General features: G+C 69.0%; 25 protein-coding genes. 9 read left to right on the top strand and 16 right to left on the bottom strand.

What is annotated here, in order from left to right; all coding sequences use genetic code 11:
* Window positions 1-225: 225 nt before the first annotated feature.
* The 4 genes from NCC78_RS01715 (at window position 226) to NCC78_RS01730 (ending at window position 3,866) form a co-directional block, all read left to right on the top strand.
* Entirely contained in the window at window positions 226-783 is a 558-nt protein-coding gene (locus NCC78_RS01715; RefSeq protein ID WP_372495030.1) for a DUF6230 family protein, read from the top strand.
* Between the two features lie 73 nt (window positions 784-856).
* On the top strand, window positions 857-1,477 hold the full coding sequence (locus tag NCC78_RS01720; RefSeq protein ID WP_250791273.1) for a DUF6114 domain-containing protein: 621 nt from the start codon (window positions 857-859) through the stop codon (window positions 1,475-1,477).
* Window positions 1,477-2,499: a hypothetical protein gene (locus tag NCC78_RS01725; protein WP_250791274.1), complete on the top strand. Its 1,023-nt coding sequence runs from the start codon at window positions 1,477-1,479 to the stop codon at window positions 2,497-2,499. The genes NCC78_RS01720 and NCC78_RS01725 overlap by 1 nt, the downstream gene beginning before the upstream one ends.
* A 101-nt stretch (window positions 2,500-2,600) precedes the next feature.
* Window positions 2,601-3,866, top strand: a complete 1,266-nt coding sequence (locus NCC78_RS01730; protein ID WP_250791275.1) for a PP2C family protein-serine/threonine phosphatase — start codon at window positions 2,601-2,603, stop codon at window positions 3,864-3,866.
* Between the two features lie 62 nt (window positions 3,867-3,928).
* On the opposite strand, the gene NCC78_RS01735 is transcribed toward NCC78_RS01730, so the two are convergent.
* The gene (locus NCC78_RS01735; RefSeq protein WP_250791276.1) at window positions 3,929-4,837 is read right to left on the bottom strand and encodes a hypothetical protein; all 909 of its coding nucleotides are present in this window, start codon (window positions 4,835-4,837) and stop codon (window positions 3,929-3,931) included.
* Window positions 4,838-5,276: 439 nt separating this feature from the next.
* Here NCC78_RS01735 and NCC78_RS01740 point away from each other — a divergent pair, with 439 nt between their 5' ends.
* Complete coding sequence (locus tag NCC78_RS01740) at window positions 5,277-6,422, top strand: CapA family protein (protein ID WP_250791277.1); 1,146 nt, start codon at window positions 5,277-5,279, stop codon at window positions 6,420-6,422.
* A 180-nt stretch (window positions 6,423-6,602) separates the two neighbouring features.
* Here NCC78_RS01740 and NCC78_RS01745 read toward each other — a convergent pair whose 3' ends face one another.
* The 8 genes from NCC78_RS01745 to NCC78_RS01780 all read right to left on the bottom strand — a co-directional run bounded on the left by NCC78_RS01745 (window position 6,603) and on the right by NCC78_RS01780 (window position 13,572).
* The gene (locus NCC78_RS01745) at window positions 6,603-7,697 is read right to left on the bottom strand and encodes a beta propeller repeat protein (RefSeq protein ID WP_250791278.1); all 1,095 of its coding nucleotides are present in this window, start codon (window positions 7,695-7,697) and stop codon (window positions 6,603-6,605) included.
* A gap of 70 nt (window positions 7,698-7,767) precedes the next feature.
* The gene (locus NCC78_RS01750) at window positions 7,768-8,055 is read right to left on the bottom strand and encodes a hypothetical protein (protein ID WP_250791279.1); all 288 of its coding nucleotides are present in this window, start codon (window positions 8,053-8,055) and stop codon (window positions 7,768-7,770) included.
* 215 nt (window positions 8,056-8,270) lie between these two features.
* Window positions 8,271-10,076, bottom strand: coding sequence for a choline/carnitine O-acyltransferase (locus NCC78_RS01755; protein WP_250791280.1), 1,806 nt, complete (start codon window positions 10,074-10,076; stop codon window positions 8,271-8,273).
* A gap of 22 nt (window positions 10,077-10,098) precedes the next feature.
* Complete coding sequence (locus tag NCC78_RS01760; protein WP_250791281.1) at window positions 10,099-10,950, bottom strand: hypothetical protein; 852 nt, start codon at window positions 10,948-10,950, stop codon at window positions 10,099-10,101.
* A gap of 21 nt (window positions 10,951-10,971) precedes the next feature.
* Window positions 10,972-11,814, bottom strand: a complete 843-nt coding sequence (locus NCC78_RS01765) for a HalD/BesD family halogenase (protein ID WP_250791282.1) — start codon at window positions 11,812-11,814, stop codon at window positions 10,972-10,974.
* A 179-nt stretch (window positions 11,815-11,993) separates the two neighbouring features.
* Window positions 11,994-12,188 (bottom strand): hotdog family protein, encoded by a 195-nt coding sequence (locus tag NCC78_RS01770; RefSeq protein WP_250791283.1) that lies wholly within the window; start codon window positions 12,186-12,188, stop codon window positions 11,994-11,996.
* Between the two features lie 401 nt (window positions 12,189-12,589).
* The gene (locus NCC78_RS01775; RefSeq protein ID WP_250791284.1) at window positions 12,590-12,934 is read right to left on the bottom strand and encodes a hypothetical protein; all 345 of its coding nucleotides are present in this window, start codon (window positions 12,932-12,934) and stop codon (window positions 12,590-12,592) included.
* Between the two features lie 41 nt (window positions 12,935-12,975).
* Entirely contained in the window at window positions 12,976-13,572 is a 597-nt protein-coding gene (locus tag NCC78_RS01780; RefSeq protein WP_250791285.1) for a GNAT family N-acetyltransferase, read from the bottom strand.
* Between the two features lie 295 nt (window positions 13,573-13,867).
* Between NCC78_RS01780 and NCC78_RS01785 the strand changes: the two genes are divergently transcribed.
* Window positions 13,868-14,347 (top strand): heme-degrading domain-containing protein, encoded by a 480-nt coding sequence (locus NCC78_RS01785; protein ID WP_250791286.1) that lies wholly within the window; start codon window positions 13,868-13,870, stop codon window positions 14,345-14,347.
* A 218-nt stretch (window positions 14,348-14,565) separates the two neighbouring features.
* On the opposite strand, the gene NCC78_RS01790 is transcribed toward NCC78_RS01785, so the two are convergent.
* Together NCC78_RS01790 and NCC78_RS01795 are read right to left on the bottom strand one after the other, a co-directional pair.
* Window positions 14,566-15,006 carry a VOC family protein gene (locus NCC78_RS01790; protein ID WP_250791287.1) on the bottom strand — a complete coding sequence of 147 codons (441 nt, stop codon included), beginning with the start codon at window positions 15,004-15,006 and terminating at the stop codon, window positions 14,566-14,568.
* A 188-nt stretch (window positions 15,007-15,194) separates the two neighbouring features.
* Window positions 15,195-15,758, bottom strand: coding sequence for a dihydrofolate reductase family protein (locus NCC78_RS01795; RefSeq protein ID WP_250791288.1), 564 nt, complete (start codon window positions 15,756-15,758; stop codon window positions 15,195-15,197).
* 298 nt (window positions 15,759-16,056) lie between these two features.
* Between NCC78_RS01795 and NCC78_RS01800 the strand changes: the two genes are divergently transcribed.
* The 3 genes from NCC78_RS01800 to NCC78_RS01810 all read left to right on the top strand — a co-directional run bounded on the left by NCC78_RS01800 (window position 16,057) and on the right by NCC78_RS01810 (window position 19,296).
* A complete protein-coding gene (locus tag NCC78_RS01800; RefSeq protein ID WP_250791289.1) occupies window positions 16,057-16,392 on the top strand; it encodes a hypothetical protein in 336 nt (111 codons plus the stop codon).
* Window positions 16,393-17,293: 901 nt separating this feature from the next.
* Window positions 17,294-18,316, top strand: a complete 1,023-nt coding sequence (locus NCC78_RS01805; protein WP_250791290.1) for an IS110 family RNA-guided transposase — start codon at window positions 17,294-17,296, stop codon at window positions 18,314-18,316.
* Window positions 18,317-18,891: 575 nt separating this feature from the next.
* Window positions 18,892-19,296 (top strand): hypothetical protein, encoded by a 405-nt coding sequence (locus NCC78_RS01810; protein ID WP_250791291.1) that lies wholly within the window; start codon window positions 18,892-18,894, stop codon window positions 19,294-19,296.
* Between the two features lie 114 nt (window positions 19,297-19,410).
* On the opposite strand, the gene NCC78_RS01815 is transcribed toward NCC78_RS01810, so the two are convergent.
* The 5 genes from NCC78_RS01815 to cmdF all read right to left on the bottom strand — a co-directional run bounded on the left by NCC78_RS01815 (window position 19,411) and on the right by cmdF (window position 25,882).
* Entirely contained in the window at window positions 19,411-20,148 is a 738-nt protein-coding gene (locus NCC78_RS01815) for a hypothetical protein (RefSeq protein ID WP_250791292.1), read from the bottom strand.
* Window positions 20,149-20,155: 7 nt separating this feature from the next.
* Window positions 20,156-21,439: an MFS transporter gene (locus NCC78_RS01820; RefSeq protein WP_250791293.1), complete on the bottom strand. Its 1,284-nt coding sequence runs from the start codon at window positions 21,437-21,439 to the stop codon at window positions 20,156-20,158.
* A 21-nt stretch (window positions 21,440-21,460) separates the two neighbouring features.
* Entirely contained in the window at window positions 21,461-22,699 is a 1,239-nt protein-coding gene (locus NCC78_RS01825; RefSeq protein WP_250791294.1) for a hypothetical protein, read from the bottom strand.
* 103 nt (window positions 22,700-22,802) lie between these two features.
* The gene (locus NCC78_RS01830) at window positions 22,803-24,164 is read right to left on the bottom strand and encodes an ATP-grasp domain-containing protein (protein WP_250791295.1); all 1,362 of its coding nucleotides are present in this window, start codon (window positions 24,162-24,164) and stop codon (window positions 22,803-22,805) included.
* A gap of 131 nt (window positions 24,165-24,295) precedes the next feature.
* Window positions 24,296-25,882, bottom strand: coding sequence for a tyrosine 2,3-aminomutase (cmdF, locus tag NCC78_RS01835; RefSeq protein WP_250791296.1), 1,587 nt, complete (start codon window positions 25,880-25,882; stop codon window positions 24,296-24,298).
* Window positions 25,883-25,924: the final 42 nt, after the last annotated feature.

The following is a 25,924-nucleotide window of genomic DNA, read 5'->3' on the forward strand; positions in this document are numbered from 1 at the left end:
CGTTCCGGGCGCAATCCAACCCGAGGAAAGTTCACTCCGTGTTAGCGTCGGCAGGGGCAGGATCTTGGGATGTGGGCACCTCTGCGCGAACACATCAGGCGTAATGCCGACGACAGATGGCCGGGCGTCACATCCGTCCGGCAACCCGCGCGACATCCACCCTGAGGAGCAATCGTGCAGGAATGGTTGGGCAAGGGGCACACCCGGTGGCGGCGGTTCGCCGCGATGCTGCTGCCCGCGAGCGCCGTCGCCGGCGCGATCGTCCTGGGCATGGCCAACGGGGCGATCGCGGCCTCGTTCGCGGTGTCGGGGCAGACCTTCAAGGTCTCCGCCTCCGAGCTGCAGGGCGAGGGCTTCGTCCAGTACGGCGGAATCGCCCAAGAGGTCGACGGCACACAGCATCCGGTGGCCGTCACGGGCATCCGCAGCGCAAAGCTCTTCGACCTCTGCCAGTCCGTGAAGACGCCAGGGGCTCCCGTCGTGCTCACCATCCGGGCGGGCGGTGGCGGCCGGCCCGCCACGGCGAGCGACCTGCTGATCGACGTGGAGTCGCTCGAGGGCGACGCCACGTTCACCAACATCAACATCGGGCAGGACGCCTCGACCCTTGAGGGCGGTCCCGACAACGCGAGGGGCGAGAGGGGGGCCTTCGGTCAGCAGGCCGACAGGGTGAACATCAGGAACCTGCGCCAGGTGGCCCGCTCCACCCAGGCAGGGACGTTCACCCTGACGGGACTGAAGCTGAAGGTCAACGTCGGCTCGGCCGCGAAGGAATGCTTCTGAGCTGACCAACCACCCGGGCCCCGAGGGCGCCTCGGGGCCCCTGCCCTCCACTCGTCATCCGCCAGGAGGATGCGTGACAGCCGCCGAACCGCAAAACGCCCGCTCTGGGCGGCTCCGTCAGGCACGGAGCGGCTTCCGCCGCTGGCGGTGGACCCGACCATTCTGGGGAGGGCTGCTCACCGCACTGGCCGGCCTCGAGATCTTCGGCACCACCCAGATGTCGCTCGCTGGTCTCTCCTTCCAGAGCGGGCCGACCGGTTTCCTCTCCTGGTTGGTCCCCGCCATCCTGGTGACCTGCGGGCTGCTGATGTGGTTCAAGCCGCAGCACCGGATGCTCTACGCCGTGGTCGCCGCGGTGACCACGCTCTTCTCACTGATCGGGGTCAACCTCGGCGGCTTTTTCGTCGGTCTGATACTCGGCCTGGTGGGCAGCGCCCTGGGCGCCGGTTGGGTGCCGGCCCCCGACCCCACCACCGCGCCGAATGAAGAACCGGCAGGCGACAGGACGACGCACGAGTCGACCGGGGACGGGGCGGAGCCGGAAGAGTCACCCGGCCACCGGGCGGTGCTGAGTGAGTCGCCGGACGAGGCGACGATGCGGAACGAGCCGAGGGCCGGGGCGGAGCCTGACCTACCGACCGCCGGCCCGGGCCGGGGTCGGAGCGGGACCAGCCGGCCCTCGTCGACGAGCTGATGTCGGGCCGGGACGGCAGCCGTCCGCGCCTCGTCCTTCGGGCACCGAGCATCGACGAGGACCCGAGCGGGTCAGGGACGTTTCGGCGAACCGGGGGGCCGGAGGCGGAGCCGGCGACGCCCCGGAAGTCACACTCCCAGAAATTCCTGGCGCTGCTCGCGCTGCTCGGCCTCTCCGCCCCCGTGGCGCCCGTCGCGCTCAGCCCGGCGCGGGCATCCGTCCTGCCCACCACGGCACGGGACGGACCTACCTGCCCGACCCCGCCGGCACCGGGCAGCACGCCGCAGGAGAGCCCACCCACGTCGGCCGGCCCGAACGGAACGGCCTCGGCCGGCCCGATCGGATACGCCGGGGCGCGCGACGGCCACCAGGTCACCCGTGACGGGACCGGCGACTCGTACGGCGGGGACCACCATCACGAGGACAAGGCCGCGGTGCCGTGGAGGTCTTCGTTCACGCCCCTCCCCCGGCTCTCCCCGAACGTGCTGACCAGCCTTGCACCGATGGCGTTCCGGGTCGACTGCGGCCAACCCAAGCCGTCGCCGAACGCCACCCCGGGCGTCGGTGCCGGGAAGGCGTTGCCGCGGATCAGCGCCGATCCGGGGCAGCCGGCGGTCGCGGCGACCCCGTCGAAGCTGATCGGCTCCAAGGTGACCATGACGAGGTTCCGGTTGGAAGGCATCGTCGAACTGCCCACCGCCGACGGCACCGTCACGGCGTTGAAGTTCAGCATGGACCAGGCCGTGACCGAGGATTTCACGCTGGGCACGCCCGGCCCGTCCGGTCGGACCACTCGGTTCGCCACCGACCGACTGACGGTGAGCGGCCGCGTCGCCTTCTACGCCACCCGTTTCGTCGGCCGGCTGCCCGGCGTCAAGATCACCGTAGCTCCCGACCTGCCGCTGCCTGACGGCATCCCGATCATGTTGCCGAGCTCCGTCACCTTCACCGACCCGGCCATCGACCTGGCCTTCGTGAAGAGCGACACGCTGACCTCCGGACCGGTGCTGACCGTCGACTGAACTCGTCCGCCACCACAGCCCCAGCCGATCACCGCCGTCGCTCTGGGCCGACGGAACCCGCGTGGACGGCTTGTCGGCTATCGCGGCCTATGCTTCGGCGCGTGAACGAGAAACGGTGGAGTGGCGTGGACCTGGGCAACGTGCTGCGCGCTGTCGAGGACGCCGCCCCGGTCGACGCGCTGGATGCGGTGACCCGAGGCATCGGCGTCAACCTCGGGGCGCGGTGGGTGTCGTTCCTCGTCGCGGACATGAGCGGCCGGGCTCTCGTTCGGCTGGCCCACGACGTTCCCTTCGGGGACCGGCCCGGAAGGCGCCGGCAGGACGACGACGTGGCCACCGTGCTGCCCTTCGACGGCGGGCCACAGGAACAGGCGCTGCGCTCCCAGCGCGTGCAGGTCGATTCGAGTGGGGACGATCACGTGGTGATGGCGCCCGTCACGCAACGGGGCGAGGCCATCGGACTGTTGGAGGTCTCCTTACCGGTCGAGCCGGACGACGATGCGCTGGCCGAGATCTCCCGGGCCGCGCACGCGCTGGCGTTCGTGGTGATCGCCGCCCGGCGGCACACCGACCTCTTCGAATGGGGTCAGCGAACCACCCCGTTCAGCCTCCCAGCGGAGATCCAGCGCCGACTCCTACCCTCCTCGTTCACCTGCGAAGCCGGCTCGTTCACGCTCTCGGCGTGGCTGGAGCCGGCGGCCAGCATCGGCGGAGACACCTTCGACTACAGCCTGGCGCGCAACCTGCTGCACCTGAGCATCACCGACGCGGTGGGCCACGGCGTGCACAGCGCCCTGACCGCGACGCTCTGCGTCGGCAGCCTGCGCCACACCCGCCGCCGCGGTGCCACCCTGCTTGACCAGGCCCGGGCCGCGAACTCGGCGCTGGTCGAGAACCCGCCCGGAGGGTTCACCTTCGCCACCGGACTTCTCGGCCGGCTCGATCTGCGCACCGGCGTGCTGGCCATGGTCAACGCCGGCCACCCCACCCCACTGCTGGTGCGCGACGGGACCGTCCGGCCCGTCGCGCTACCGGTCGACCCGCCGTTCGGCGTACTGCGCCAGGGGACCTACCGCACAACGGACGTCCCGCTGCGCCCCGGCGATCGGCTCATCCTGCTCACCGACGGCATGCTGGAACGCGGCGCCGCCCGCCTCGACCTGCCCACACGAATGCCGGGCCTCACCGACCTGCATCCAAGGGAGGTCGTCCGCCGACTCGGCGACGCCATCCTCGACGTCGCCGGCCCCACCCTGCCCGACGACGCCTGCATGCTCGTCCTCGACTGGCACGGCGACCACGGCGACAATCGCTCCACCACGGGCGGCGCCGACCCCCAACGAGCGAGTGCCCTGGGAACGGCTTGAGGCCAACACGCGATTCGGCCAGTCGGACCGGCGCGAAGCACCGACAGCGCCGCCCGCCGGCCTCAGCGCGCGGCGCCGCCCGGTCGACCTGGGCCGGTCCCGGAGCGCCGGTGCCCGACGCGTGGAGCCCGTACCACCGGGGATTTGCCCGACCCCGGGCGGAAATCCCGCGCCGCAGCGGCCACCGTTTCGTCGGGATCGCGACCGAGGGCCTCCCGGATGTGCGGCGGGATCAGCTCGGATGTGGCCATCGCCAGTCGGACCTGCACCGAACGGTCGTCAACCAGGCGTTCCAGATCCGCCTCGTCCAGCTCGACCGCGCGAACCAGCGCGCAACGGACGTCGACCACCGGGTCCTGGGCAAGCGCGCTGCGCTGCTCGGCGGTGGTCCGCGGGTTGCGGGCGAGCCCCTTACGTACGCGTGCGGTGCGGTCGGCCATCAAGGCGGTGATCACATCGGGGTCGTGGGTGTGGGTGGCGAGTCGTTCCCGCACCTCGGGTGAGACGTCGTCGATCAGCCTGGCGGCCAGCTCGGGCTCCAACTCCCGCATCTCCGCGAGGAGACCACGAAGCTCCTTGTCGGATGCCTCCGACATCACCCGGCGAACCGACTCGTCGCAGGCCGGGTTGCCGGCGACCGCCCAGCGGACCCACCGGTCGTCGTCCTTGACCAGACGCAGGAGATTGCCGACCGAGGCCGAAGGGTTTCTCGCCACGGCCTCCCGGACCTGACGATCATGGTCCCGGGTCAGCGGTCGCAGTGCCTGCGCGGGTGCGTCGGTGCGGTCGGCGACCACCTTGCGGACCACGGCCGACGGGTCGGACGCCAGATCGATGAGGGTCATCTGTGGCGTTGCGGGGTCCAACGCCGAGGCGAGCCGCGCGTCCTCGCTGCCATCGGCCGCACGGTGCGCGGTGTTACCTGACCCGCTGTGACTGTCGGGCCCACCGACGTCCTGCTGCTTCCCCATGGCGCAATCATGTCACGGGCTGACTGGGGGCAGCGCCAGCCTCCGCCCGCTTCCCAGCTCGTGATGGTCGTTGCCGGCGTGGTCCACAAATCGGGCCGTGCCGCCGTCGTTCCGTCGTCCTCGCGGCGCACGTGGCGTCCGACTCTCGTTGATCGCCTGCCTCGCCGTGCCTGGCGCGGTCGCGGCGCTCGCCAGCCTCTTCGCCTGGCCGGAGTGGGTGCCTGTCGTTGCGGTGGTCGTTGCGGTGGTGGCAACCAGCCAACCCTTTCCAGGATCACCTGTCATGCGTGTGCTGGGACGGATCTGTCAAGCATGTGCTGGGACCAGGCATCGTCGGGCCGGAAGTTCCCTGCCTGCCCGAGGCAACCTCAGCGGCACACCGGCGAGTCATCGACGGCGGCGTGCGGCATCATCCGCCTCTGATCGGGAAGAGCCGACCGTGCGCCTTTCCGTCATCCGCCTCCTGCTCGTCGCCGCGCTGGCCGCCGCACCCCCCGCTGTCTGGGCAGCCCGCGAAGAAATCCTCCGCGACCGGTTGGTCGGCACCTCCGCGTCGGCGGCCCCGGGGGGCGGCCGGCAGGTCACCGTCCTCGGCTCCGGCGACATCCTGGTGCACCCACCCACCTGGCAGCAGGCCCACGCCGACGCGGTCAAGACCGGGCGGCCCGGCTACGACTTCGACCCGATATTCGCCCCCATCCGACCCGCGGTCGAGTCCGCTGACCTGGCCATCTGCCACCTGGAGGCGCCCATCGGTCCCGGTGCGCCGGCGGACTTCCCCCGTTTCCGTGCCCCCACCGACCTGGCACCGGCCATCAAGACCGCCGGCTACGACACCTGTTCGACGGCCAGCAACCATTCCCTCGACCAGGGCGAGCAGGGCGTCTACGCCAACCTTGACGCGCTCGACGCAGCTGGGCTGAGTCACACCGGCACCTTCCGCAGCAGCGCCGCACAGGCCACCCCCACCATCTACCGGGTGAAGGGCGTCAAGATCGGGCACCTGTCCTGGACCATGCACTTCAACGGCCAGACGCCGCCGCCGGACAAACCGTGGCTGGCCAATCGCATCGACGTGCCCGCCATCAAGAAGGCCGCCGCAGCGACCCGCAAGGCCGGTGCGCAGATCATCGTCCTGTCCGCTCATTGGGGCACCGAAATGGTCCACACCCCCGACGGGAAGCAGGTGCACTGGGCCAAGGAATTGATCGCCGACCCGAACATCGACCTGATCATCGGCCACCACGCCCACGTTGTGCAGCCCTTCGAGAAGGTCGGCGGCAAATGGATCGCCTACGGCGTCGGCAACACCCTCGCCCGTCACGACTTCCCCAAGGACGCCAACCGCGAAGGCGTCCTGGCCAAGTTCACCTTCACCGAACAGTCCAACCGCCAATGGACCGTCACCCGAGCGGAGGCAATTCCCATCTGGCTGTCCCTCAAGCCCACCATCCGGGTCCTCGACCTCGCCCGGCTCCCGACCGTCGACCGGCGGCGAGAGACGTACCGGGCGGCCCTGGACCGGATCAGCGGCTACCTCGACGCCCGCGGGGGCATCAATGACGGCCTGCACATCGTCCGCTGACGCCACATGCGTGAAGGTTCTCGTAAACCGCGTCCATCTGGGAGCATTTTGACCGCGCCTCGGGCTGCCGCGGCCAACCGTTGCGGGCCTACCGGTGCCGGGGACGCCGCAGTGCTAACCGGCGCCGCCTCCCGGTGGATGCCGGGCTCCAATCGATGGCATCCCTGATGATTCGAGGGCTCACTCCTCAAGCGGGAGCCTGCGCCTTTCCAGCACCACCCGCACCCATTGAGCGGCGTCCGGAGTGTTGCCGAGCAGCACGTCATCTGGTCCGCGCGCCAACAGCGTGCCGTCAGAGAGGAGCGTCAGCCGATGGTCCCCTCGCAGCGGCCACGATTTGTCGACGTAGTGACCGCTGTCGTCGATGACCACACCCCCACCGTCCGGACCGCTTACCGCCAGTCGACTCTCGCCGAAGGGAACCAGCGACACGAAGGGCTCGGGATACCGGTCCATCATCACCGGTCGCCAGGCGCCGTCGTAGTGCCACAGGGCCGGGAGCTGGGCCGGATCCCGCCGCTCTCCGATCAGCCACACGTCGCCGCGTACCGACGGCGCCACCCGGATCGCATTGATCTCGCCGTCGGGGTTCGGCACCCGGGGCCGGTGCCAGTGCACGCCCGAGTCGAACGAGACGGCAAGCAGCGGCCGGCCGTCGGCGACCGAGGCCGCCAACACCAGGCCGTCACTGCCGTACACCGCCTGCGGACGGGACAGGGGCGGCTGCACCGGCAGCGGTCGCCAGACGCCGGCGTACCACCCGACCACCCCGCCGGTCCGGTCGTCCAGCTGGACCCAGCTTCGCAGCGCCCGTACGACCGGGGGTGGAGTCGCTCCGGGCGCATGCTGGAAGCTGCGTCCGTTCAGCGAGTAGTACCAGCCGTCCCCCGCCACGAAGAGGACCGGCACATCCACCGTGACCTGGAGCTGCTGCTTCTTCCCCAACGGCTGCGGATGCGGGATCCGGCGCCAGGACCGCCCGCCGTCCGCGGTGGCGAAGAGCAGCGCGGGGCAGCCCGGCCCGGGAGGTCTCCCAGCGCAGGAGGCGAAGAGGGCGTAGCCGTGGTCGCGGTCACCGAACTCGACGTACGGCTTGTCGTACCGGTCGGGGACGGTGACCCGGGCCTGGCGTACCGTGACGCCGTCCGCCACCTCTCGCGGCGTCAGCTTCAAGACAGAGCCCGGCGAGGACTGCCGAGTGTGCACGATCGTGCAGGCGGCCAGGGCAGGCACGAGCAGCAGCGCGGCCAGTGAGCGGGACACTCGACGGCTCATCCGACATCTCCTACAAGGGCCCACAGAGTCTGATCGGCAGCAGTAACGACGCGCTGCGGTGCGGATCATGTCAGACCGACCTTCGCACCGCAGCGACACCGCAGGCCACCAAGAAGGTGACCGCCATCAGTCCGATCCGTAGCCAGGGCACGTCCCGGGTCGGCCGTACGCCGATCGACACTGCCAACGCCAGCTGTGCCACCAGAGCAAGGCAGATGATGATGCTGAGCGACCGATAGGTGTTTCCGAAATCGGACCAGAACACCCAGGTGCCGTAGATGACCGGGACCGTCATCAGCAGGCTCAGGCCGATCAGCGGGACGGCCAGTCTCCATCGCATGCGGGCGTTCACCGCCATTCCTCCCGGTCCTCGCTGCTGGCGTCGCCCATAGTCTCCATTCCGACGGTCAGCGCTGCGCCCGCGTCACGAAGCTGCAACAGATCGTCCGCCGGCGGGCGGTTTCGAGTCTTTCTCGCGCATGGCCGCCGATGGCGATGGCGAGCTGAAAAGCCCGGATCGTATCGAAGGCGACGTGGAAAGACGATGGCACCGCGGACGGCACGTGAGCCGGGCTACCGCTCGTCGAGCAGGTCGCGCAGCTCACGCAACGCTTCGCGGAGCCGGTCGGCAAACGTGTACATCATGCCTGCGACCGGGCGCGGGGTGCTGAGGTACAGATTGAACCGGTCCGGCAGCAGCACGTACGCGATCCCGATGCAGCGACTGCTGGTGGCCCCGAACCCGAAGTAGCGGATGCTGGTCGACGGCGCCGAGCTGGTGCTCAGGTAGTCGTCGCGCATCTTGAGCCACCCCGGCGTCTCGTACAGCCGGGACGACTCGGGCACGCCGAGCGCCGCCCCACGCCGCTTCTGGATCAGCTGCAGCTCCCACAGGTGCTGCTCCGGTGCCGCACCGGCCTGGCACTGCTTCGCCCGTTCGACATGCTTGTCGGCCGCGGCCCGGAACGCCGCCCGCCGCTCGTCGGGTGACGCGGCGGGATCGTCCATCGCGGACACGAACCGCAGCACCTCGGGCGTGACGACGCGCATCGCCTCGGTCCGCCCCCGCAGGTATTGGCGGGTGGCGATGGACTCGTACGTGGTGCCGATGAAGCCCTTGGCCCGCTTGTGCGCGAGCTGGTACGCCACCTGCACGAACGCGTCCGGCGACATCCGCAGCCGCTTGACCTCGTCCACCCCGAACTCGTCGAAGGACAGGGTCACGGTGGCGGTGTCCGCGCCGTATTGGGCGAACGACCGTGCCGCGGCGGCGATGTCGGCCCGCAGCGCGTCGTCGAGCACGAACGTGACCGGCTCGATCGTCGGCACCCCCTGCGCCGCCGCACCCGACTGGGCGCCGTGCTCCTCGGGCGACGCGGCGAGCATCGTGTCGACGAAGCTGAGGATGGTGGTGCCGTCCAGCCCGCAGTGCTCGACGTTGATGCCGGCCGTGCCGTCGGCGAACACGATGAGCGACACCGCCTTGTCGAACCACCGGTTGCCGCTGTCGCCGTGCAGCAGCTGGTCGCAGGCCGCCAGGTCGTCGGCCGGCGTCAGGTCCTCCAGGCACACGCAGAACAGCGCCGTCTCGATGGTGTCCAGCGCGGCGGCGTTATCGGAATCCAGTGCCGCCAGCCGGTCCCTGGCCGCCGCCCACTCGGCCCGGGCCATCGTGGTGAGATGGCCGGCCGCGGTGGCCGTCGCGGCCCACGCGGCACCGGCCTTCTGCGCCTCACGCAGGCCGGCCGCCAGGTCGTCGAGGGAGTACGGGCGCCCGTCCGGCCCGACCACGTCCATCCGGAACGCGTTGCCGCGCTGGAACACCACGATGTGCCGCGCCGTCGACGGGCCCGGCATCTCGTCGGTGTACGGCGCTCGGACGGTGTCCTGCACCGGCCCCGGGATGCGGGTGGTCGAGAACAGGAACTTGTTCTGCTCCATGGACAACGCCTGCCCGCGCGTCACGATCGGCGGGATGCGCTCGTCGTCGAGCTGGGTCTTGTAGTTCACGGCGGCGGCGATGAGCCTCGCCGCGCGCTCCACCTGCGGCTCGGCGAACCCGCGCAACGGCGTGTCGCGGAACAGGAAGATGAAGTTGGCGTTCAACGCGATCCGGTCCCGGCGACCGAGATAGCGCGCCGGCCAGAACGTGTCCAACCAGCTGTGCGTGGCCGGATCCGCGTTGTACCGCACCAGATCGGCGTGCAGCTTCGGCCCCGGACCGTCGGCCCGCCCGAACTCCTGCACCGCGGCCTCGGTGTCGGCGAACTCTTCCTCCGTCAGCAGCGGCGCAGACCACTCGAGGAACCGGGCGCAGGTGTCCTCCAGCGCGGGCAACGGCACCCGCGGCAGCGTGTCCTCATTTTCGAACGTGCTCACTCGGTCTCCTCGAAATCGCTGCTCATCGGGCGGCCTTCTGGGTCAGTGACTGGTCAACGTCAAAGGTCAACGGGTCGGGAGTGCCGATGGGCCGGGAAACGTAGAGCTGAGCGTACAACCAGCCGTCGGCCTCCAGACCCTCCGAATCAACGCCGACGGCGGACATCGTCTCCAGCACCTGCCGCTGTTCCCGGTCGGACGCGAAACGGCGCTGCCGGAACGTCCGGTCCACCCGCACCGTGTCGTAACCGAGGGCCGCGAGGCTGTCGGCGATCGGTTCGAACGGGAACATCCGCAGCGCGAAATGCGCCATCCACGGCAGCCGGTCCCGGCGTGAGCCGACCACGCGCACGAGCGTCCGGCCGGTGACGTAGCCGAGGCATCCGGTGGAGATCACGATGTCGGCACCGGCGAACAGGGCGCGCTGCCGCGCCGTGGGTTCGCGCGCCTCCAGGTCGGCCTGCACGGCGTCGTCGAGGAACCCGGCCGCCGATGCGTACCCCAGCGCCGGCCGGGACACGTCCAGCCCCACGAACCGGGCCGGGGACCGGTGCGCCCGGACCAGCTCACGATCGCGCTCCAGCAGCGCTTGCCGGGTGCACTCGGCGCCGGCGTAGCGGTCGTACAGGTCGTCCATGGTGGCGTCGCAGCGCAGCAGCGCCGCGTTGACGCCGTAGGAGCAGCCGACGTCGACGACGGTCGGGACGGGCACCTGCCGCGATTGGCGGTACTGCCCGATGATTTGCTGGAAATAGGGCTTGGCGAGTTGGGGAATGTAATAGTCGAGCTCACGCAGGATGGTGAAATAGGCGCGGGGATCGGGTTGCGTGTAGATGCCGTCGAGGGAAACTTTTCCGGTCCGGTCGAAACGCACGGGGGCGGCTCCTCGCGATTACTAATCCAGCAACTGGTCGACTCGCACGGCATTGCGCTCGGCGTCGCGGTGCGCGGGCAGGACCCGGCCGAACAGCTGCCGCGTACGGGCGACGCTGCCCATCACGCCGGGGCGTTCGGAGTAGGCGAAGATCGCTGAGTGCCGGGCGGTGGCGCCGCGCACCGCGCTCACCCGGTGCAGCGCGTACCGGCCCTTGAACAGCTGGAGGTCACCGGGGCGCAGGGTCAGGGCCCGCACCGGCGAGCGGTCGGCGCCGGTGAGCACCGAACGGACGGCGCCGAAGTTCTCCGCGCCCGCCGAACGGATGTTCGGGCAGTACTCGAAGACGCCGCCCTCCTCCGGCTCCTGGGTCAGCATGCTGACGGTGAACTCGTTGGTGTCGAAGTGCCACGGGTGCTCCATGCCGGGCTGCACGACGTTGAGCACCAGGCCGGACAGCGGGTCGGCGAGCTGGTGCAGCTCCGGGAGTTCGAAGCAGGCGGCGACGAAGCGCACGAACGACGGGTCGATGTAGAGCCGGTGGATGACGCTGTCGGTGGGGATCCGGTCGCGCGGGACGAACGCGTTGCCGCGCTGCATGACGATGCGGCCCGGGTGCTCGGCCGGCAGGTCGTCGTCGAACGCGATGTTGTAGACGTTGGTTTCCTCAACGTCGTAGTACGCCAGCGGGGCGACCCCGGCGCCTTCCCGCCGCAGCGCCTCCCACCTGCTCGGCAGAATGAACTCCGGCAGCACGCTGCACCCGATGTCGCGCAGTTCGGTGCGCGTTCGGGAAACGACGCGTTCCCATGCGTCGCTTCCCGGGTCGGCCAGTGGATAGCGTGCGGTGTCCACGATATGCATTTGAACAGACCCCTTCTTCAATGGTGGCGGCATGAAGAAATGGGAAACCCTAACAAGATTTACCGGCGTCTAGACCATGTTGGTTACATTGTTCACAGCGCCGCGGCCGGAGCGCGGCCTGCTGGACCAGCCCAACTACTGGTAGTCCGCCCGGGTTGCCGCCCTGGGGCCGCCGACGGTCATGGCGCGTCCCGTCGTGCGGCCGAGGCGCTACGGGCGGCGTCCGAACAGGCCCGGAACGTCGTGCTGAGCACCGTCTCCCCGGCCCGGGTCAGCTCACCGCGCAGGATCAGGGTGCCGCAACCGCGACGGGTCGTCGACACGGCGGTGTCCAGCACGCTCAGCACCCCGGCCAGCTCGTCGTCGACCCGCACCGGTGCCAGTCATCGCAATCATCGTCGATGAGTTACACAGCTGAACCAGTGACCTCTTCGGCGTGAAGCAGGACGCTGCACCCACTCTGACCTGCGGAAACGAGAAGCAGCAGGTGGCGGCGGGTGCAGTTAAGGGCCGTTGCGTGCTGTTGGATGCAGTTCAACGCCGTTCAGCGCACCCGGCTGCTCCCCACGTGCTCCCCGATCCCGGCGGCGACCGCGGCGTCCCCGGCGCCTTGGCGCTTCATTTCGCCGCGTCTGCCAAGGAACAGCACCGAGGCTGATGTTCACTCAGCGTGACCGATGTCCTGAGACAGCGCGCACGGACGGCGGCATGACAGTGCGTCGGTCCGCCGACGAACTGTCATAAGGGCAATACCTGCTTGGGCCGCAGCTTCGCATCAATCTCCGGACGCCGCCTCTATGCGATCGGCCTCTGCTTGGAGACCGCGCGCCACGTCGTTCCAGTCCGGACCGAATGCAATCAGGTCGGCGGCCGCCACCCGCAGCAACTCCGCATCATCCGGACGCTGAAGACAGGCCAACCGGAATGCCAGGTTCCGCGCCCATGGCGGCAGCCCCATCCAATCTTGCTGGAGCATCGTCCGCAACATATTGACGATGTCTTCGGCGGAAGAGAATGTCAGTTCCTCGACGAATTCCTGCAGGAGATTTTCGAGCAAATCGCCACGCTCTTCAGCCGTAGGAGCCGCCAGGCGCCGAGCCAGGCCGAGTAGTTCACTCATCGAAGCCCCCTTTTCCGGTGGACTGCTGAGGCAAGCCGACATCAGGCGAGTTGCTCGTCGCCTCGGATGCGGGCGTGCAGGTGCATGTCGTGCCGGCCGTCGGAGTGGACGGCGTCGCTGCGCTTGGTGCCCTCCAGGAGGAAACCGGCTTTGACGGCGACCCGGCAGGAGGCATTGTTGCGGGTCGAGTGATCCAAATGCAGACGGTGGAAACCGGCCTCGCCCAGTGCCCAGACGCTCAAGGCCGTCAGCGCGCGGGAGGCCACACCTGCTCCACGGGCGGCCGGGAGCACCCAGTATGCGCACCCCGCGACACCGTCATCGAGATTCATTCCGCCCATGGCGATGCGCCCCAGCACCTCACTGCCGCCGCGGGTCACCGCCCAACTCGCGCCCGTCTCCTGCGCCCAGGCCTGGCGATACTGATCGAACCACTCACGGACCTGGTCTTCAGATGCGGGTTGGCGAGTGTGCCAGTGCTGGATCTCGGGGTCCTGGTAAGCAGCGAGGAAAACTGCTGCGTCGAAAGGCTCCCAGGGTCGCAAGAGCAGGCCACCCGGGGCGGAAAGCATCGGTTGCGGGCCGGCGGCGAGGGTTCCGGCGGGGATGGCAGGCGGCGTCGAAAGGGTTGCCCTCACGCCTTATCCTCTCCCGGCGGTGATGACCTGTGTCAAGTTCCCCGCCAACTGCGCATCGGCATCTCGCTGCATGTCAACCTCAACGCCATCCGTCATGATCGGTGTACTCATCTCGGCAGTTTTGAGCGGCGGCCCACCGGCGTCGAGTCACGCTGCGTGACACGCGGATCGCGCCAGAAGCGGATGCCGGCATGACCCCGATCTGTTTATGGACGTACGGCACGATGAACGTTCCGCTCGCCGGTTCTTCCTCTGCTTAGATCGTTCTGACGATCGAGGAAGGGAACGGTACGCCGTGACGCCGGAGCTTCAGGAGCAGGAAGAACGCCTCCAGTTCGACCGCTTTGACCATGACGACGCCTGGGCCCTGGGAACTCGCCTGGTCGGGCTGGCCAGAGAGCGCGGCCACGCTGTCACCGTCGACATCCGCCTCGGCGACCACCAACTCTTCCACTACGCACTGCACGGCACCTCTGCCGACAACGACGACTGGATCGAACGCAAGATCCGCGTCGTCCGCCGGTTCGGACACAGCTCCTACCTCGTGGGCCAGACCTACCGCGACCGCGGCACCACCTTCGAGGAACAATCCCACCTCGAAGCGGCCCTGTACGCCGCGCACGGCGGCTGCTTCCCGATCATCCTCAGGGGCACCGGCCCGGTCGGCACCGTCACCGTCTCAGGACTGCCCCAACTCGACGACCACCGCCTCGTCGTCGAGGCCCTCGAACTCTTCCTAGATTCCAAGGCCTCCGAGAAGGGGGCCGTCTCGTGAACGGCTCTTTCTCAACTTTCGGCTGTCTCACTCACGGCGGTGACGGAGGGCAACGTCAGCCGAGCAGGATGCGGTGTCGTAGGAGTGGGCCGCCCGATGAGCTCGCCGGGTCCAGCTCCGTCGCGGGTACGACACGGACGCCCTGCCCCAGGGCCGGACCGTCTGAACGATGGACGCCGTCACCGGCGGCAGGTGGGGGCGGGCCCAGGGGTTCGCGGTCAATCCGCTTTCTGCAGCTTCTCGGCGAACATCACGAGAATGCCGCTGGGGCCGCGGAGATAGGTGAGCTTGTAGACATCCTCGTACGTGGCGACGCCGCGGAGCGGGTGACAGCCGTGCCTGGCGGCGACCTCGAGGGCGGCGTCGATGTTGTCCACGGCGAAGCAGACACGGTGCATGCCGATGGTGTTCGGTTGGACGGGCTCGGCTTCGATCGCGTCCGGGTGCACGTACTGGAACATCTCGATGCGACCGTTGCCGTCGGGTGTCTGGAGCACGGCGATGTCGGCGGTGTTGCCGTCCAGACCCACGGCGGTGTCAGCCCACTCGCCGCTGATCCGGGCGCGTCCGAGCACCGTCAGGCCGAGGTCGGTGAAGAAGGCGATCGTGGCTTCCAGGTCGCGGACGGCGATGCCGACGTTCTCGAGTCTGATGGACACCGGTTCTCTCCTATGTCAAGCCGCGGCCGGAATGAGGTGCCTGCCGTGATCGAAGGGTTGGTTTTGACGGTGTTGACAGACGATGCGAGCGAGGCATCTTTTGAGGCGGCGGAGGGCTTCGGTACGGGTGTCGCCGGCGGCCAGGCGCTGGCGTAGTGGGTCATGGCGGATTCGTGACAGCGCAGTTGTCAGCCCGTCGCCGACCCCGGGGGACCGGTCAGGACGGTGGGAACGAACTCCAAGAGTTGGAGCCTGCCGTCGAAGGTGCGCGAGTCGACCATCTGCAGCGCCACGTCAGGCCATCCGTCGTAGATCCGGTCCCTGCCGGTCACCCCGTTGACGACGGGGAACACCACCACCCGGTACCGGTCAACCAGCCCCGCTTTCAGCAGTGACCGGCACAGGCCGGGGCTGCCGATGGTGCGCAGCGGAAACTGACCGTCCTGCTTCATTGACCGGACTACCTCCACGGCGTCCTGATCGACCAGCGTCGTGTTGGCCCAGCTCAGCGGGGCAGCCAAGGTGCGGGAGAACACGACCTTCGGGGTGGCCGCGAGCTCCTCGATCCCCTCCTGGCCGGACTTGGCGAAGCCGGCGAACAAGCGATACGTGTTCGCCCCCATCAGCAGGGTGTACTCACTCTTGGCGTCCTCGCCGAGCCACGCGAAGTACTCCGGACCCCCCAGGCCCCACAAGCCGGGCCAGCCCTCGGCCGCACCGTACCCATCCAGGGAGGTGATGTAGTCGACCATCAGTGCCGGCATATCAATGCCTTCCGTGTCGTGCCTGCAGGCTTCTCAACAGCGTTGACCTGTCAACGCCGCGCGACTCATCGCGCCGCGCCATCCTGCGCACGTTACGCCGGTCATGCGGGCCCCACCGTGCGTGGCCGCCCCGGGCGACCGTCGTGCTGCTAGACGTGACTGAAGTCGGCATCTGGGGTACTCACCTCGTCGTCGCATCGGTATTCGGCCGTGGACTGGCACAGAGGGATCGAGTCGCGCTCCGCGCGGATGCGTGGGGCTGCCGTACTCCTCGACGTGGCGCAGCATGACGGCGGCCATCGCGAGGAACATCAGCACCTGGCCCGAGGTCAGGAACGCGCCGGTTAACAGGAATCCGATGTGCCGGCGCCAGAGCCTCCACGCGACCATCGCGACGGTCATGTTGTGGGCTATCACCAGGGGCGTCGAACTCGGGCGCGGCCCGCAGGTCGACCCAGCCGGCGCCGAGCAGCCACGGTTCCAGGGGTCCGAGCAAGCTCATCCCGACGAGCATCGCCAGGGCCATCTCGAGGTAGTGCCGCGCGAAACGATGTCGAGCGGGTCGAGGCAGGGGCCGGATCGTGTGCAGGAGGGCTCGCGGGCCGGGAGCAGCGAAGCCTGAACACTTCGGTCTTCTCTGGGAGGTCACGCCGGACCGCTCGCCCGCATCACCGCAGGTCAAAGCCCTCCGCTCCATCCGGGCTCGGTGAGCTCTTCGGGCGCGGTGACCACTTCGCCGACCTGCACCCAACCTGCTCCCACTTGCAAGGCCGAGGCATCCAGCAGCTCCTTACCGCCTTGACCTGCGCATACTCCCCTGCCAGGTGAGATAGAACGCGGTCGGCTGCTGCGCAAAGTCGCGGAGCACTCCGCGTGAACGCGGGTGCGGTGCATCGTCGGGTGTCACTTGCTGCGCCCTTGCATTCCTGAGCGCTGCTTCGGTGCTGACTGCTGTCGCACGGTGTCAACCGCCATCGGCTATTTCGGCTGCCTCCCTGCCCGCAACAGAGACGTCCCCTGGCAGACTGGCTGGCAGGCAGGCAGCAGGGTCGTCCGCACGGTAATGGGCGGGACCCGGGGTGCGATCTGGGCCGTCAGCCCTGCTGCCCTCACGAATGCTTCCGTGACTGCTTCGTCCCGAAGGAACCACCAGCCGTCGATGAGCTGGGCCAGCAACGGGACTGTCTTGTTCGAACGGTCCACCGGAGTCCACGAACGTCCGGCGTTGCCCGCGCCCGTCCTCACCCAGTTGGTCACCCAGCCCGAGTGTCAGACGTTGAGGCGGAACTTAGATGGGCACTCCCGTGACCTGCGGCGACCTGGTCGGCACGCTGGTCACGCTCGCTCCCGGGCTCACGTCGTTGATGGCTAGTTGCCCGACGTTTCACGGTGTCTTGTGCCCCGTGTGAGCCCGGAAGACTCCTTGATGCGATGAAGAGGCGGGGCCTCGCCTCCCCGTGACAGTCACCCAGTTGCGATGTTCGCTTGGGCTGTCTACGTCCACCACGACGATGGAGGCCCCTGTGGATGAGTATGACGGAAAGCAGATCGTCGGTATCGATCTGCATCGGCGACGCACGGTGATCGTGCGGATGACGCAGGCCGGGGAGCACCTCGAGACGGTGCGGATTGACAACGGTCCGCTGACGTTGGGGTTGGAGATCGCGAAGGCCGGTGAAGCACCCGAGGTGGTGTTGGAGGCGACCTACGGCTGGTACTGGGCGGTCGACGTGCTCCAGGACGCCGGCGCGGTGGTGCACCTGGCCCACCCGTTGGGTGTGAAAGGGTTCGCCTATCGGCGGGTCAAGAACGATGTGCGCGATGCATCGGACCTGGCTGATCTGTTGCGTATGGGGCGGTTGCCGGAGGCGTGGATCGCGCCGCCAGCGGTGCGGGAGCTGCGGGAAGCGGTACGTCATCGCAGCAAACTTGTGGCGTTGCGGTCCGGACTCAAAGCGCAGGTCCATGCGGTGCTCGGCAAGCAGGGCGTCATGGTGCCGATGTCGGATCTGTTCGGCACGGCGGGCGGGAAGCTCCTCGATGATCTGCGTCTGGACCCGGCTTACCACGCACGGATCGTGTCGCTGCGCAGGTTGATCGAGGCCCTTGACTTCGAGATCGACGTGGTCGCTCGGCGCACCGCAGCGAAACTCGCCGCGCATCCGGGATACCGTGCCGTGCAGGCCATCGACGGTGTCGGCCCGGTGTTGGCGGCGATCTTCGTTGCCGACATCGGTGACGTCAGCCGTTTCCACCGCCCGCAGCAGCTGTGCTCCTGGGCCGGGCTGACCCCACGCCACCGGGAATCCGACACCACCGTGCGCCGGGGCCAGATCACCAAACACGGCAGTCCGCTGCTGCGCTGGGCTGCGATCGAGGCGGTGCAACGGCTCAGCCGCGGCCCGGTCGGCGCGACCCGGATCCGAGTCGGCGCCCGCCGCGGATCGAACATTGGCAAGGTCGCCGCCGGCCGGAAACTACTCACGCTGGTGTTCTACGGGCTGCGCGACGGGCATATCCGCGCCCTGAGCACCCGACCGGCGTGAGCCTGATCCGGACACAGCCAGGACCCGAGGTCGCTGGGGGTCTGACCCTCCCGAACACGGGACGCGGTCGAGCGTTACTTGATTGACCCGGCCCTGGCTGTGGCCGCACCACTGCATGCCGCGCACAGCGGCGAAGGGATGACCGGCAACCGGATCACAACCGGCATGCCGCACGTCCATTCAGGACCTTGGAAAAGACGGCCCACACAACCCCATAGCCTGCTCCCGGCGCCGCCATCGTGCGATCGCCTCGGGATCGGCGTCAAGGCCACACCCGCTACGCGGGTCGACCTAAAGGTCGAGCCTGGACCCCGACCCTCACCGACGCCTGCCCGCACCGATCCGGAAATCAGCCATAAACCGGTCACAACCGGTCCAGCGTCCGCGCTTGACACGGCCCCGCCTCTTCAGGGATGACCCCCAGGCAGCCAACACTGCCACGGGAGCTGCGGCTTCGTGGGCCCGTGACCTACTGAAACGGTCCGCTATCGTCCGCCCCTGTCCGCTGGCGTCCGCCCGGTCGTCACTCAGTTCGTCACCGGAAGGGCCTGTGACGCGAGGACTATGCTGCCGCCGTGAGAGCTGTCCGGTTCATGTGGGCAGGTGCGTTTCTCAGCCTCGCCAACGTCGCGGCCGGTTGGAGCTGGGCCTTGGCCGACGCCGACCTTCGTGTTGGAACCTCCGCCCCTCAGGGTATCGACTGGAGCCAGGCGAGCATGTTGTTGGGCGTACCGGCCGCGGTGACGGTCGTTTTGATGACAGCCGCTATCCGTCGTTCGATGGCTCTGCTATGGGTGGGTGCCATCGCGATGGGACTGCTATTCATCCCGTGTGGTAGCGCGCTGCTCATCGACCACGCAGGAATGGACGGGGCCAGCCTCGCTCCATGGGCATGGGCCGCCCATCTAATCGCTATGTTCCTCGCTCTGCCCACTGTGGTCATCGCACCTTGGCTGCACGGCCGCGACAGCCGACACTGAGGCCGACCGGTGTGGCCCGCCGGCCCGGCCGATGCCGGCCGCAGGTCGCCGGCAGGCCGGGGCCGAGCCGGCGCCACCCGCCCGTCAGATCCCGTCGGTCAGTGTGCTTCACCGCTATACGCAACGCGCCGTTTGACGAGACAGCCCAGCCGGCCAAAATTGGAACAGGAACGACTCCACTCCGCGCAGGTTCTCGATGCCGGATCGCGGCGTCAAGGCGGCGATCCGGGACCGCCCGGCGCTGTACGCCCACACCTCGTAGTGACCCGGTGGGCCGATCCGGAGAACATGCGTGTCGGTTGGCTGGATCTGCAGATAGCCGCTGTCCAGCCGGACGCGTCCGGCCTTGCTGCCCTTCCACCCGTCTAGCAGGGACGGTGGCTCGTCCCAGATCTCGACGGTCACGCTCGCGTAATGGTCAGTGGCACCGGCGCTGATCGCCACGATGCAGTTCGGGGAGACCGACCATTCCTCGCCGGACACCTCGTAGTCGCCCTCGTCGTCAAGCAGCACGATCATGCGGCGAAAGACGAGTACCTCGGTCTCCAGGCGGGTCAGGCGTCGGGGCGTTAGATCTCCTCCGACGCGCTGATTGGCTGGCCGGGACGGGTCCTCTCGGCCACCCACCCGACACTGCTGGTGCACCTGCGGTGATCCCCCAGCCAGCGGTTGAGGATCGCTCACGTCAAGGTCGTAGCCCGCCTTGTCGCGGTTGTCATAGAGCAGCGTCTCCTGTGGGTACTGTCCGGCGGACAGCGGCCAGACGACGAGCCGGGCGGCATCCGGTGTGTCGGCGCCGTACGCGACGAAACCGTAGCCGGGTACCCCATTGATAGTGCCGGTGCCCTTCACCGCGACCTCATGATGGAGGTCTATAGCCGCCCGCGCCGTCGAGCGACGCCGGCCCTAGGCCGGGGCCCACTAAGGTGCCGTCAGGCTCCTGCCGAAGCAGTCGGATCTGCGGAATCCGCAGCGCCAGCACCGTAGACGCCACCACCAGCAAGGCCCCGATGCCCAAGGTCATTGAGGTGCCGGCCAGGTTGGCCAGAGGGCCGGCCGACACGTAGCCGATCGGAAGCACGACGAGGGAGATCAGCCCGTCGTACGAGCTGAGCCTTGAGATGACCTGCTGGGGTACCAGCTGCTGCAACCCGGTCATCCACAGCTCGTTGAGCAGCGACACGCCGGCCGCCCCGAGCACGGCGCCGCCGACGAGGACGCCGAGCATGCTCGGGCCGGTGAGGGCGAGCAGCGGGAGAGCGGTCAACGCGAGCCCAATATGACCGACGACCATCGGCCGCTGTGGACGCCACCGGAGCACCACCAGTCCACCCACCACGGAGCCGGCCGCCATTCCGGCGGCGACGATACCCCAGCTCGACGAAGTGTGGCCGGCGTCAAGCAGGACCACGGGACCGAGCACCGGCAGGACCGAGGACCCCAGGTTCCAGAGGGCGTGGCAGCACAGCGTCCGCCAATACCATGGGCGGGCGGTCATCTCCTGCCACCCGACCGACAGGTCCTGGACCAGGCTGGCCCGGGCACCGCTGTCGTGCGGGGGGATCGTCAGCACCGCGAGGCACAGCGCGCTGACCAGGTAGGTTACCGCGTCGATAAGGTACGCCGGTCCGGGGCCGGTGACCGCCGCGATGACGCCCGCGGCGGCCGGGCCCAGGATGCTGGCCACCCCCCGGGAGAGCCCGAGCAGGGCGTTGGCCTGCTGGAGCTGCGTCCGTCCGATCATTTGCGGCACGATCCCAGTGATCGCCGGGCGGGATATCGCGGAGCCCGCGCCGTAGCAAACGGACGCGGCCAAGATCAGCGGCACGGTGCCGTGGCCGGTCAGGAGCAGGCATCCCACGAGGACTTGGAGCGCGGCGAGGGAGGCGTCCGCGCCGATCAGCAGCAGCCGACGGGGTAACCGGTCGGCCAGGGCCCCGCCGACGAGGAGAAGGAGCACGCGTACCGCCATGGAGACGGCGAGCACCACGCCCACGTCGGTCGCCGAACCGCCGACGGACAGAATCGCGAACACCTGTGTCATTGGCATGAGCGCATCCCCGAAACCGGAGGCACTCCGGCCGAGCCAGAAGAGCCGGTACCGGCGATCTCTCAGTGGGCCGAAGTCGAATCCCGTCCGCATGTCCCCGTCGCGTCCCGCCCGTCAGTCTTCCTCGGCGCCCGAGGTCACCGTCACCTGCGCGGGGAACCATCGGCTCACCGCCAGGAGGCGCCGCTCCACCTCCGTCTCGTCCTCCCCGATGACCACCGCGCAGCCCGCGCGGGCTGCGGAATGGACCGTGACATCCGGAGTCGGCTCACCCACCACCAGGCGTACCTCTGCCTCGACGACCCCCGCCTGTTGCAGGACTTCCTCGACGGCGGGAGTGACGAGCACCCGGCCGGGCGCAGCCTTCAGGTGGATCCACCCGGCGGTGCCGGTGGCGGGCCAGGCCGGTCCGTCCTCACCGATGACTGAGTCCAGCCCCATGACCGAGCGGGCCCACTCCTGGTGCAGGTCTACGCCCAGCAGGTTCTTGAACACGCCGGGGATGCCCCCGCCACCCACCCGCCCGCCGAGTTCGCTGAACACGAGCGAGCCGGCCGGCTGAAGAAACACCTCGGTGTGGAAGACGCCGTCCGTGTAGTGCAGTGCGGTGAGTGCGGCCACCATCAGCTCCGTGGCCCGCTCGTACAGCTCCGGGTGGCGGACGCGGTGCAGCAGTACGGAGGCATATTCGATGCCGGCCTTGATGGTGATGGAATTGTTCAGGTAGCGGGAGACGGTGAGCGCCCGCAGCCGGCCGCCGCGGACCACGCCGTCGAGGTGTAGTTCCCTGCCCTCGACGAACTGCTCCACCAGCCACAGCCGGTTCCGCAGCGCGGCATCCTCGCGCAGCGCCGCAAGGCCCACCGGATCCGGCACGACGTGAGTGTCGATCGTGGCCAGACCCGCGAGGGGCTTGATGACCACCTTGCCGCCGACGGGCAGTTCAACGTCGTCCAACGAACCCACGACGGTGCAGTCGGTCACCGGCAGGCCGGCCTGTCGGATGAGCTGTTTCTGGACAAACTTGTCGCGCAGACCCAACGCGGTGCGATAGCCAATCCCGGGCGTGTCGTTGATCGTCCGCAACAGACTCGCCGGGATGATCTCCAGCTCGTTCGCCGGCGACACCACGTCGAAGTCGGAGAGGTCGAGGCCGTGGCGGACGAGCCCGGCCAGCACGGCCTCCGCCGAACGTGCGTCGGCCACCGGAACCACGTCGTGCAGCCACGGCGACTCCCGCGCCGCGGCCAGGTCCGCCGGTACGGCCGCGCAGGTCACTGCCGCGCCGAGTGCGTGCAGGGCCCGCAGGTCGGCGATGGGTTTCCACCCCAAGTGCAGAACGCGGAGCGTCATGTGAATCACCAGATCTGTTGGAAGGAGGGGGCTGGTCCGGTACGCCTGGCGCGGTGACCGGATTGCGGCTGACGGACGGCCGCCGACCGACGGCGGCGGCCGGCTAGCCAGCCGCCGGTATCTCGGTGCCAGTCATCCGTGGCCGCAGGAGCGTCCGGACCTCGTCTACGAGCGGGGCAAGGTCGTCGGGCGCGTCGACGCTCACCACGACCGATGCGAGGAGGGCACCCGCGTAGTCGTCCGGTGGCACGAGCACGGTGTCGCCCACCCGGCGGTGCACCGCCACCGCTTCGATCCCGGCAAGTTCGTGCAGCGCCTCGAGCCGGGGGAACCCGCCGAACACGCCGGCTGCGGGCGCGACCACCTTGACGACCGCCGCGTAGCGGCCGGTCGGGTCGCTGGCCGGTTCCGGCGCCGCGCCGGCCGCCAGGAGCAGCGCGTTGCGGTAGAAGTTCTCCCCCGTGACCAGCGGCACGAGGTGCGAGGTGATGTGGCCCCCGCCGATCCGGGCGGCGATCTCAACGAGCCGGGCCATGCCCTCGTCCACCTTGCACTCAAGGTGGAAGCTGCAGTTGTCCAGGCCGAACGCTCGGACCACCTCGGCTGCCAGGTTTGTCACCGCACGCTGCTCGGCCCGCGACAGGGCGGTCGGTTGCCGATGCTCGATCTCCAGGAAGTTCGCCGGATCGGTGCGCTTGTCCGTGATGGCGACGACGCGGGTGGCGCCGAGGTGGACGAACCCCTCGACGCTGTGCTCGGTGCCAGGCAGGAACTCCTCATAGACGAGTTGCCCCGGCCCGTCGAGGAAGAGCGGGTGGGTCGCCGGCGAGGCGAACCCGAGCAGGCGGCCCATGACGCTCAGCGCCTGCTCGACCCGCGCGATCCTTTCCACCCCGGCGCTGCCGGCCCCGGAGGCCGGCTTCAGCACCCCGCCCGGCCCGAGCTCGGCGATCGCCGCGGCCAGGTCGTCGGGACCTTCGACGAGGCGGAACCGGGGCACACATGCCGGGTCGACCGCCGCCAGGGCCTGTCGGCCCAACCACTTGTTGCGAGTCAACGTGGCGGCTTGGACCGAGGGCGCCGGCAGGCCGAGTTCGGCGCAGATCGTGCTCACCGTGACGACGTCGGTGTCCGACCAGGTCATCACGCCCGTGGCACCCGTGGCGCGGGCAATCTCAAGGCCCTGCGCCACGGCGGCCGGTCCACCCGGTTCCTTCATGACGTGTACCTCCGCCACGAGACCCGCCGGTGCGGGGAAACCCGCTCGTGAGGTGACGAGAACGACCCGCAGGCCGAGGTCGCGGGCGGCACGCAGCGCCGGAAGGTACTCGCTCGGGTGGGCTCGAAGGTTGTAGTACAGCACGGTCGGCTGGGTCATGGCGCCATCCAGGTCGGTCGGGAGTGTGGTGAACGGGTCGCGCGGAGGAGCGGACCGGATCGCCGCGTACGTCTCCGCGAGGGTCACGGCACGGACCCCGCTTCGAGACATCGTAGGAGGTGGATCGAGTGGTACCGGCTCTCCAACGGCTCGCGCGCCGGCCCGGCCGCCCACCCGCCCGGGCCGACGGGCCGGTGGACGGCCGGAGCCGGACGCGGTCAGCCGTCCAGCGCGCCGATGCCCACCAGCCTGGCGGCCAGGTCCGCGCCCGCACCGGTGTAGTGGAAGTCGCGGCTCGCTCGCAGCAGCTCGTACACCGGCGCCTGCTCGCTGTGCGGCGACACCACCGCCGACAGGGCGTCGTACCATTCGCGGGCCGCCGGGCTGAGCCGATCCGGGCCGAGGATGGCCGACGCCTGGAGGCAGGCCGCACCCAGGACCCCCAGGATGGTCGCCACGTTCTCGGTGAGTCGCAGGCAACGACGCGCCGCGTTAAGCCCCATGCTCACCACGTCCTGGTTCTGACCGTTCGACGGCAGGCTCTTCACCGACGACGGCGTGGCCAGGTCGAGGTTCTCCGACGCGACGCTCGTCGCCAGGTACTGCGCCCCCATCAGCCCGCAAGCCAGGCCGGAGTCGGACAAGGCCAGGAAGTCGGGCAACTCACCGTTGAGGGCGGGGTCGACGAGCCGGTTGACCTGCCGTTCGGCGAGGACGCCGATCTCGGTGAGCGCGATGGCCAGATAGTCGGCCGCAGCGGCGACGTACTGGCCGTGGAAGTTGCCACCGTGGAACGAGGCCTCGGCGTCCTCGAAGATCAGCGGGTTGTCGTTGCAGGAGTTGAGTTCCGTCTCGACGATGCCCTTCGCGAAAGCCAGCGTGTCGACGACCGGGCCGAGAACCTGCGGTACGCAGCGGACTGAGTAGGCGCTCTGCAGGTACACGCCGGTGTCCACCACCGTGTCCACCGACTGCTGCTCGATGGCGGACATCAGCTCAACGTGCTCCCGGGTCAGCTGGCTGCCATCGAGCAGTCCACGCAGCTTCTCGGCGACAAGGATCTGCCCATGGTGGCCCTTCAGCTCGTGCCCACGGGCGTCGAAGGCACGGGTGGAACCGCGCAGGCACTGGGTCATCACGCTTGAGAGCAGGACCGCGGAATTGAGCAGCCGGTGGGCCCTGGCGATCGTGATCGCGGCCGTACCGGACATCGCTGAGGTGCCGTTCACCAGCGCGATGCCCTCCTTGAAGCCGAGCTCGACGGGCGGGCGCCCGAGGGCGCGCAGGGCCTCGCCGGTCGGCACCACCCTGCCCTGCCGGAACACCTCGCCCTCCCCGATCACCGACAGCGCCATGTGGCTGAGGGGCGCCAGGTCGCCGCTCGCGCCCAGCGAGCCCTGCTCCGGGATGACCGGGTGGATCCCGCTATTGAGCAGTTCGATCAGCAGAGACAAGGTCTCCGTGCTGACGCCAGAGTGCCCCTTGGCCAACGAGTTGACCCGGGCCAGCATGATCGCCCGGATGACCGGTTCCTCCAGGCTCCGCCCGCCACCGGCCGCGTGCCCCCGCAGCAGATTCACCTGCAGTTCGGTCTTGAACTTCGCCGGCACGGCGACATGCGCCATCTCGCCGAAGCCGGTGTTGACCCCGTACATCGGCCGCTGCTCGCTACCCCACACCTGGACCTTCTCGTGCGCCAAGCGTACCGACTCCATGATCTTGTCCGGGATCGAGATCGTCTCGAACTCGTTGGCTACCCGGTTGACGGCTTCGATGGTGAGGCCGGTTCCCGTCACGTCGAGCATGATGCCTCCTGATGCTGAGCGTTCCGCGCGGTCGAAGCTGAA

The sequence above is a fragment of the Micromonospora phytophila genome, from assembly GCF_023656545.1.
In the GTDB taxonomy this organism is placed as follows: Bacteria; Actinomycetota; Actinomycetes; order Mycobacteriales; family Micromonosporaceae; genus Micromonospora; species Micromonospora phytophila.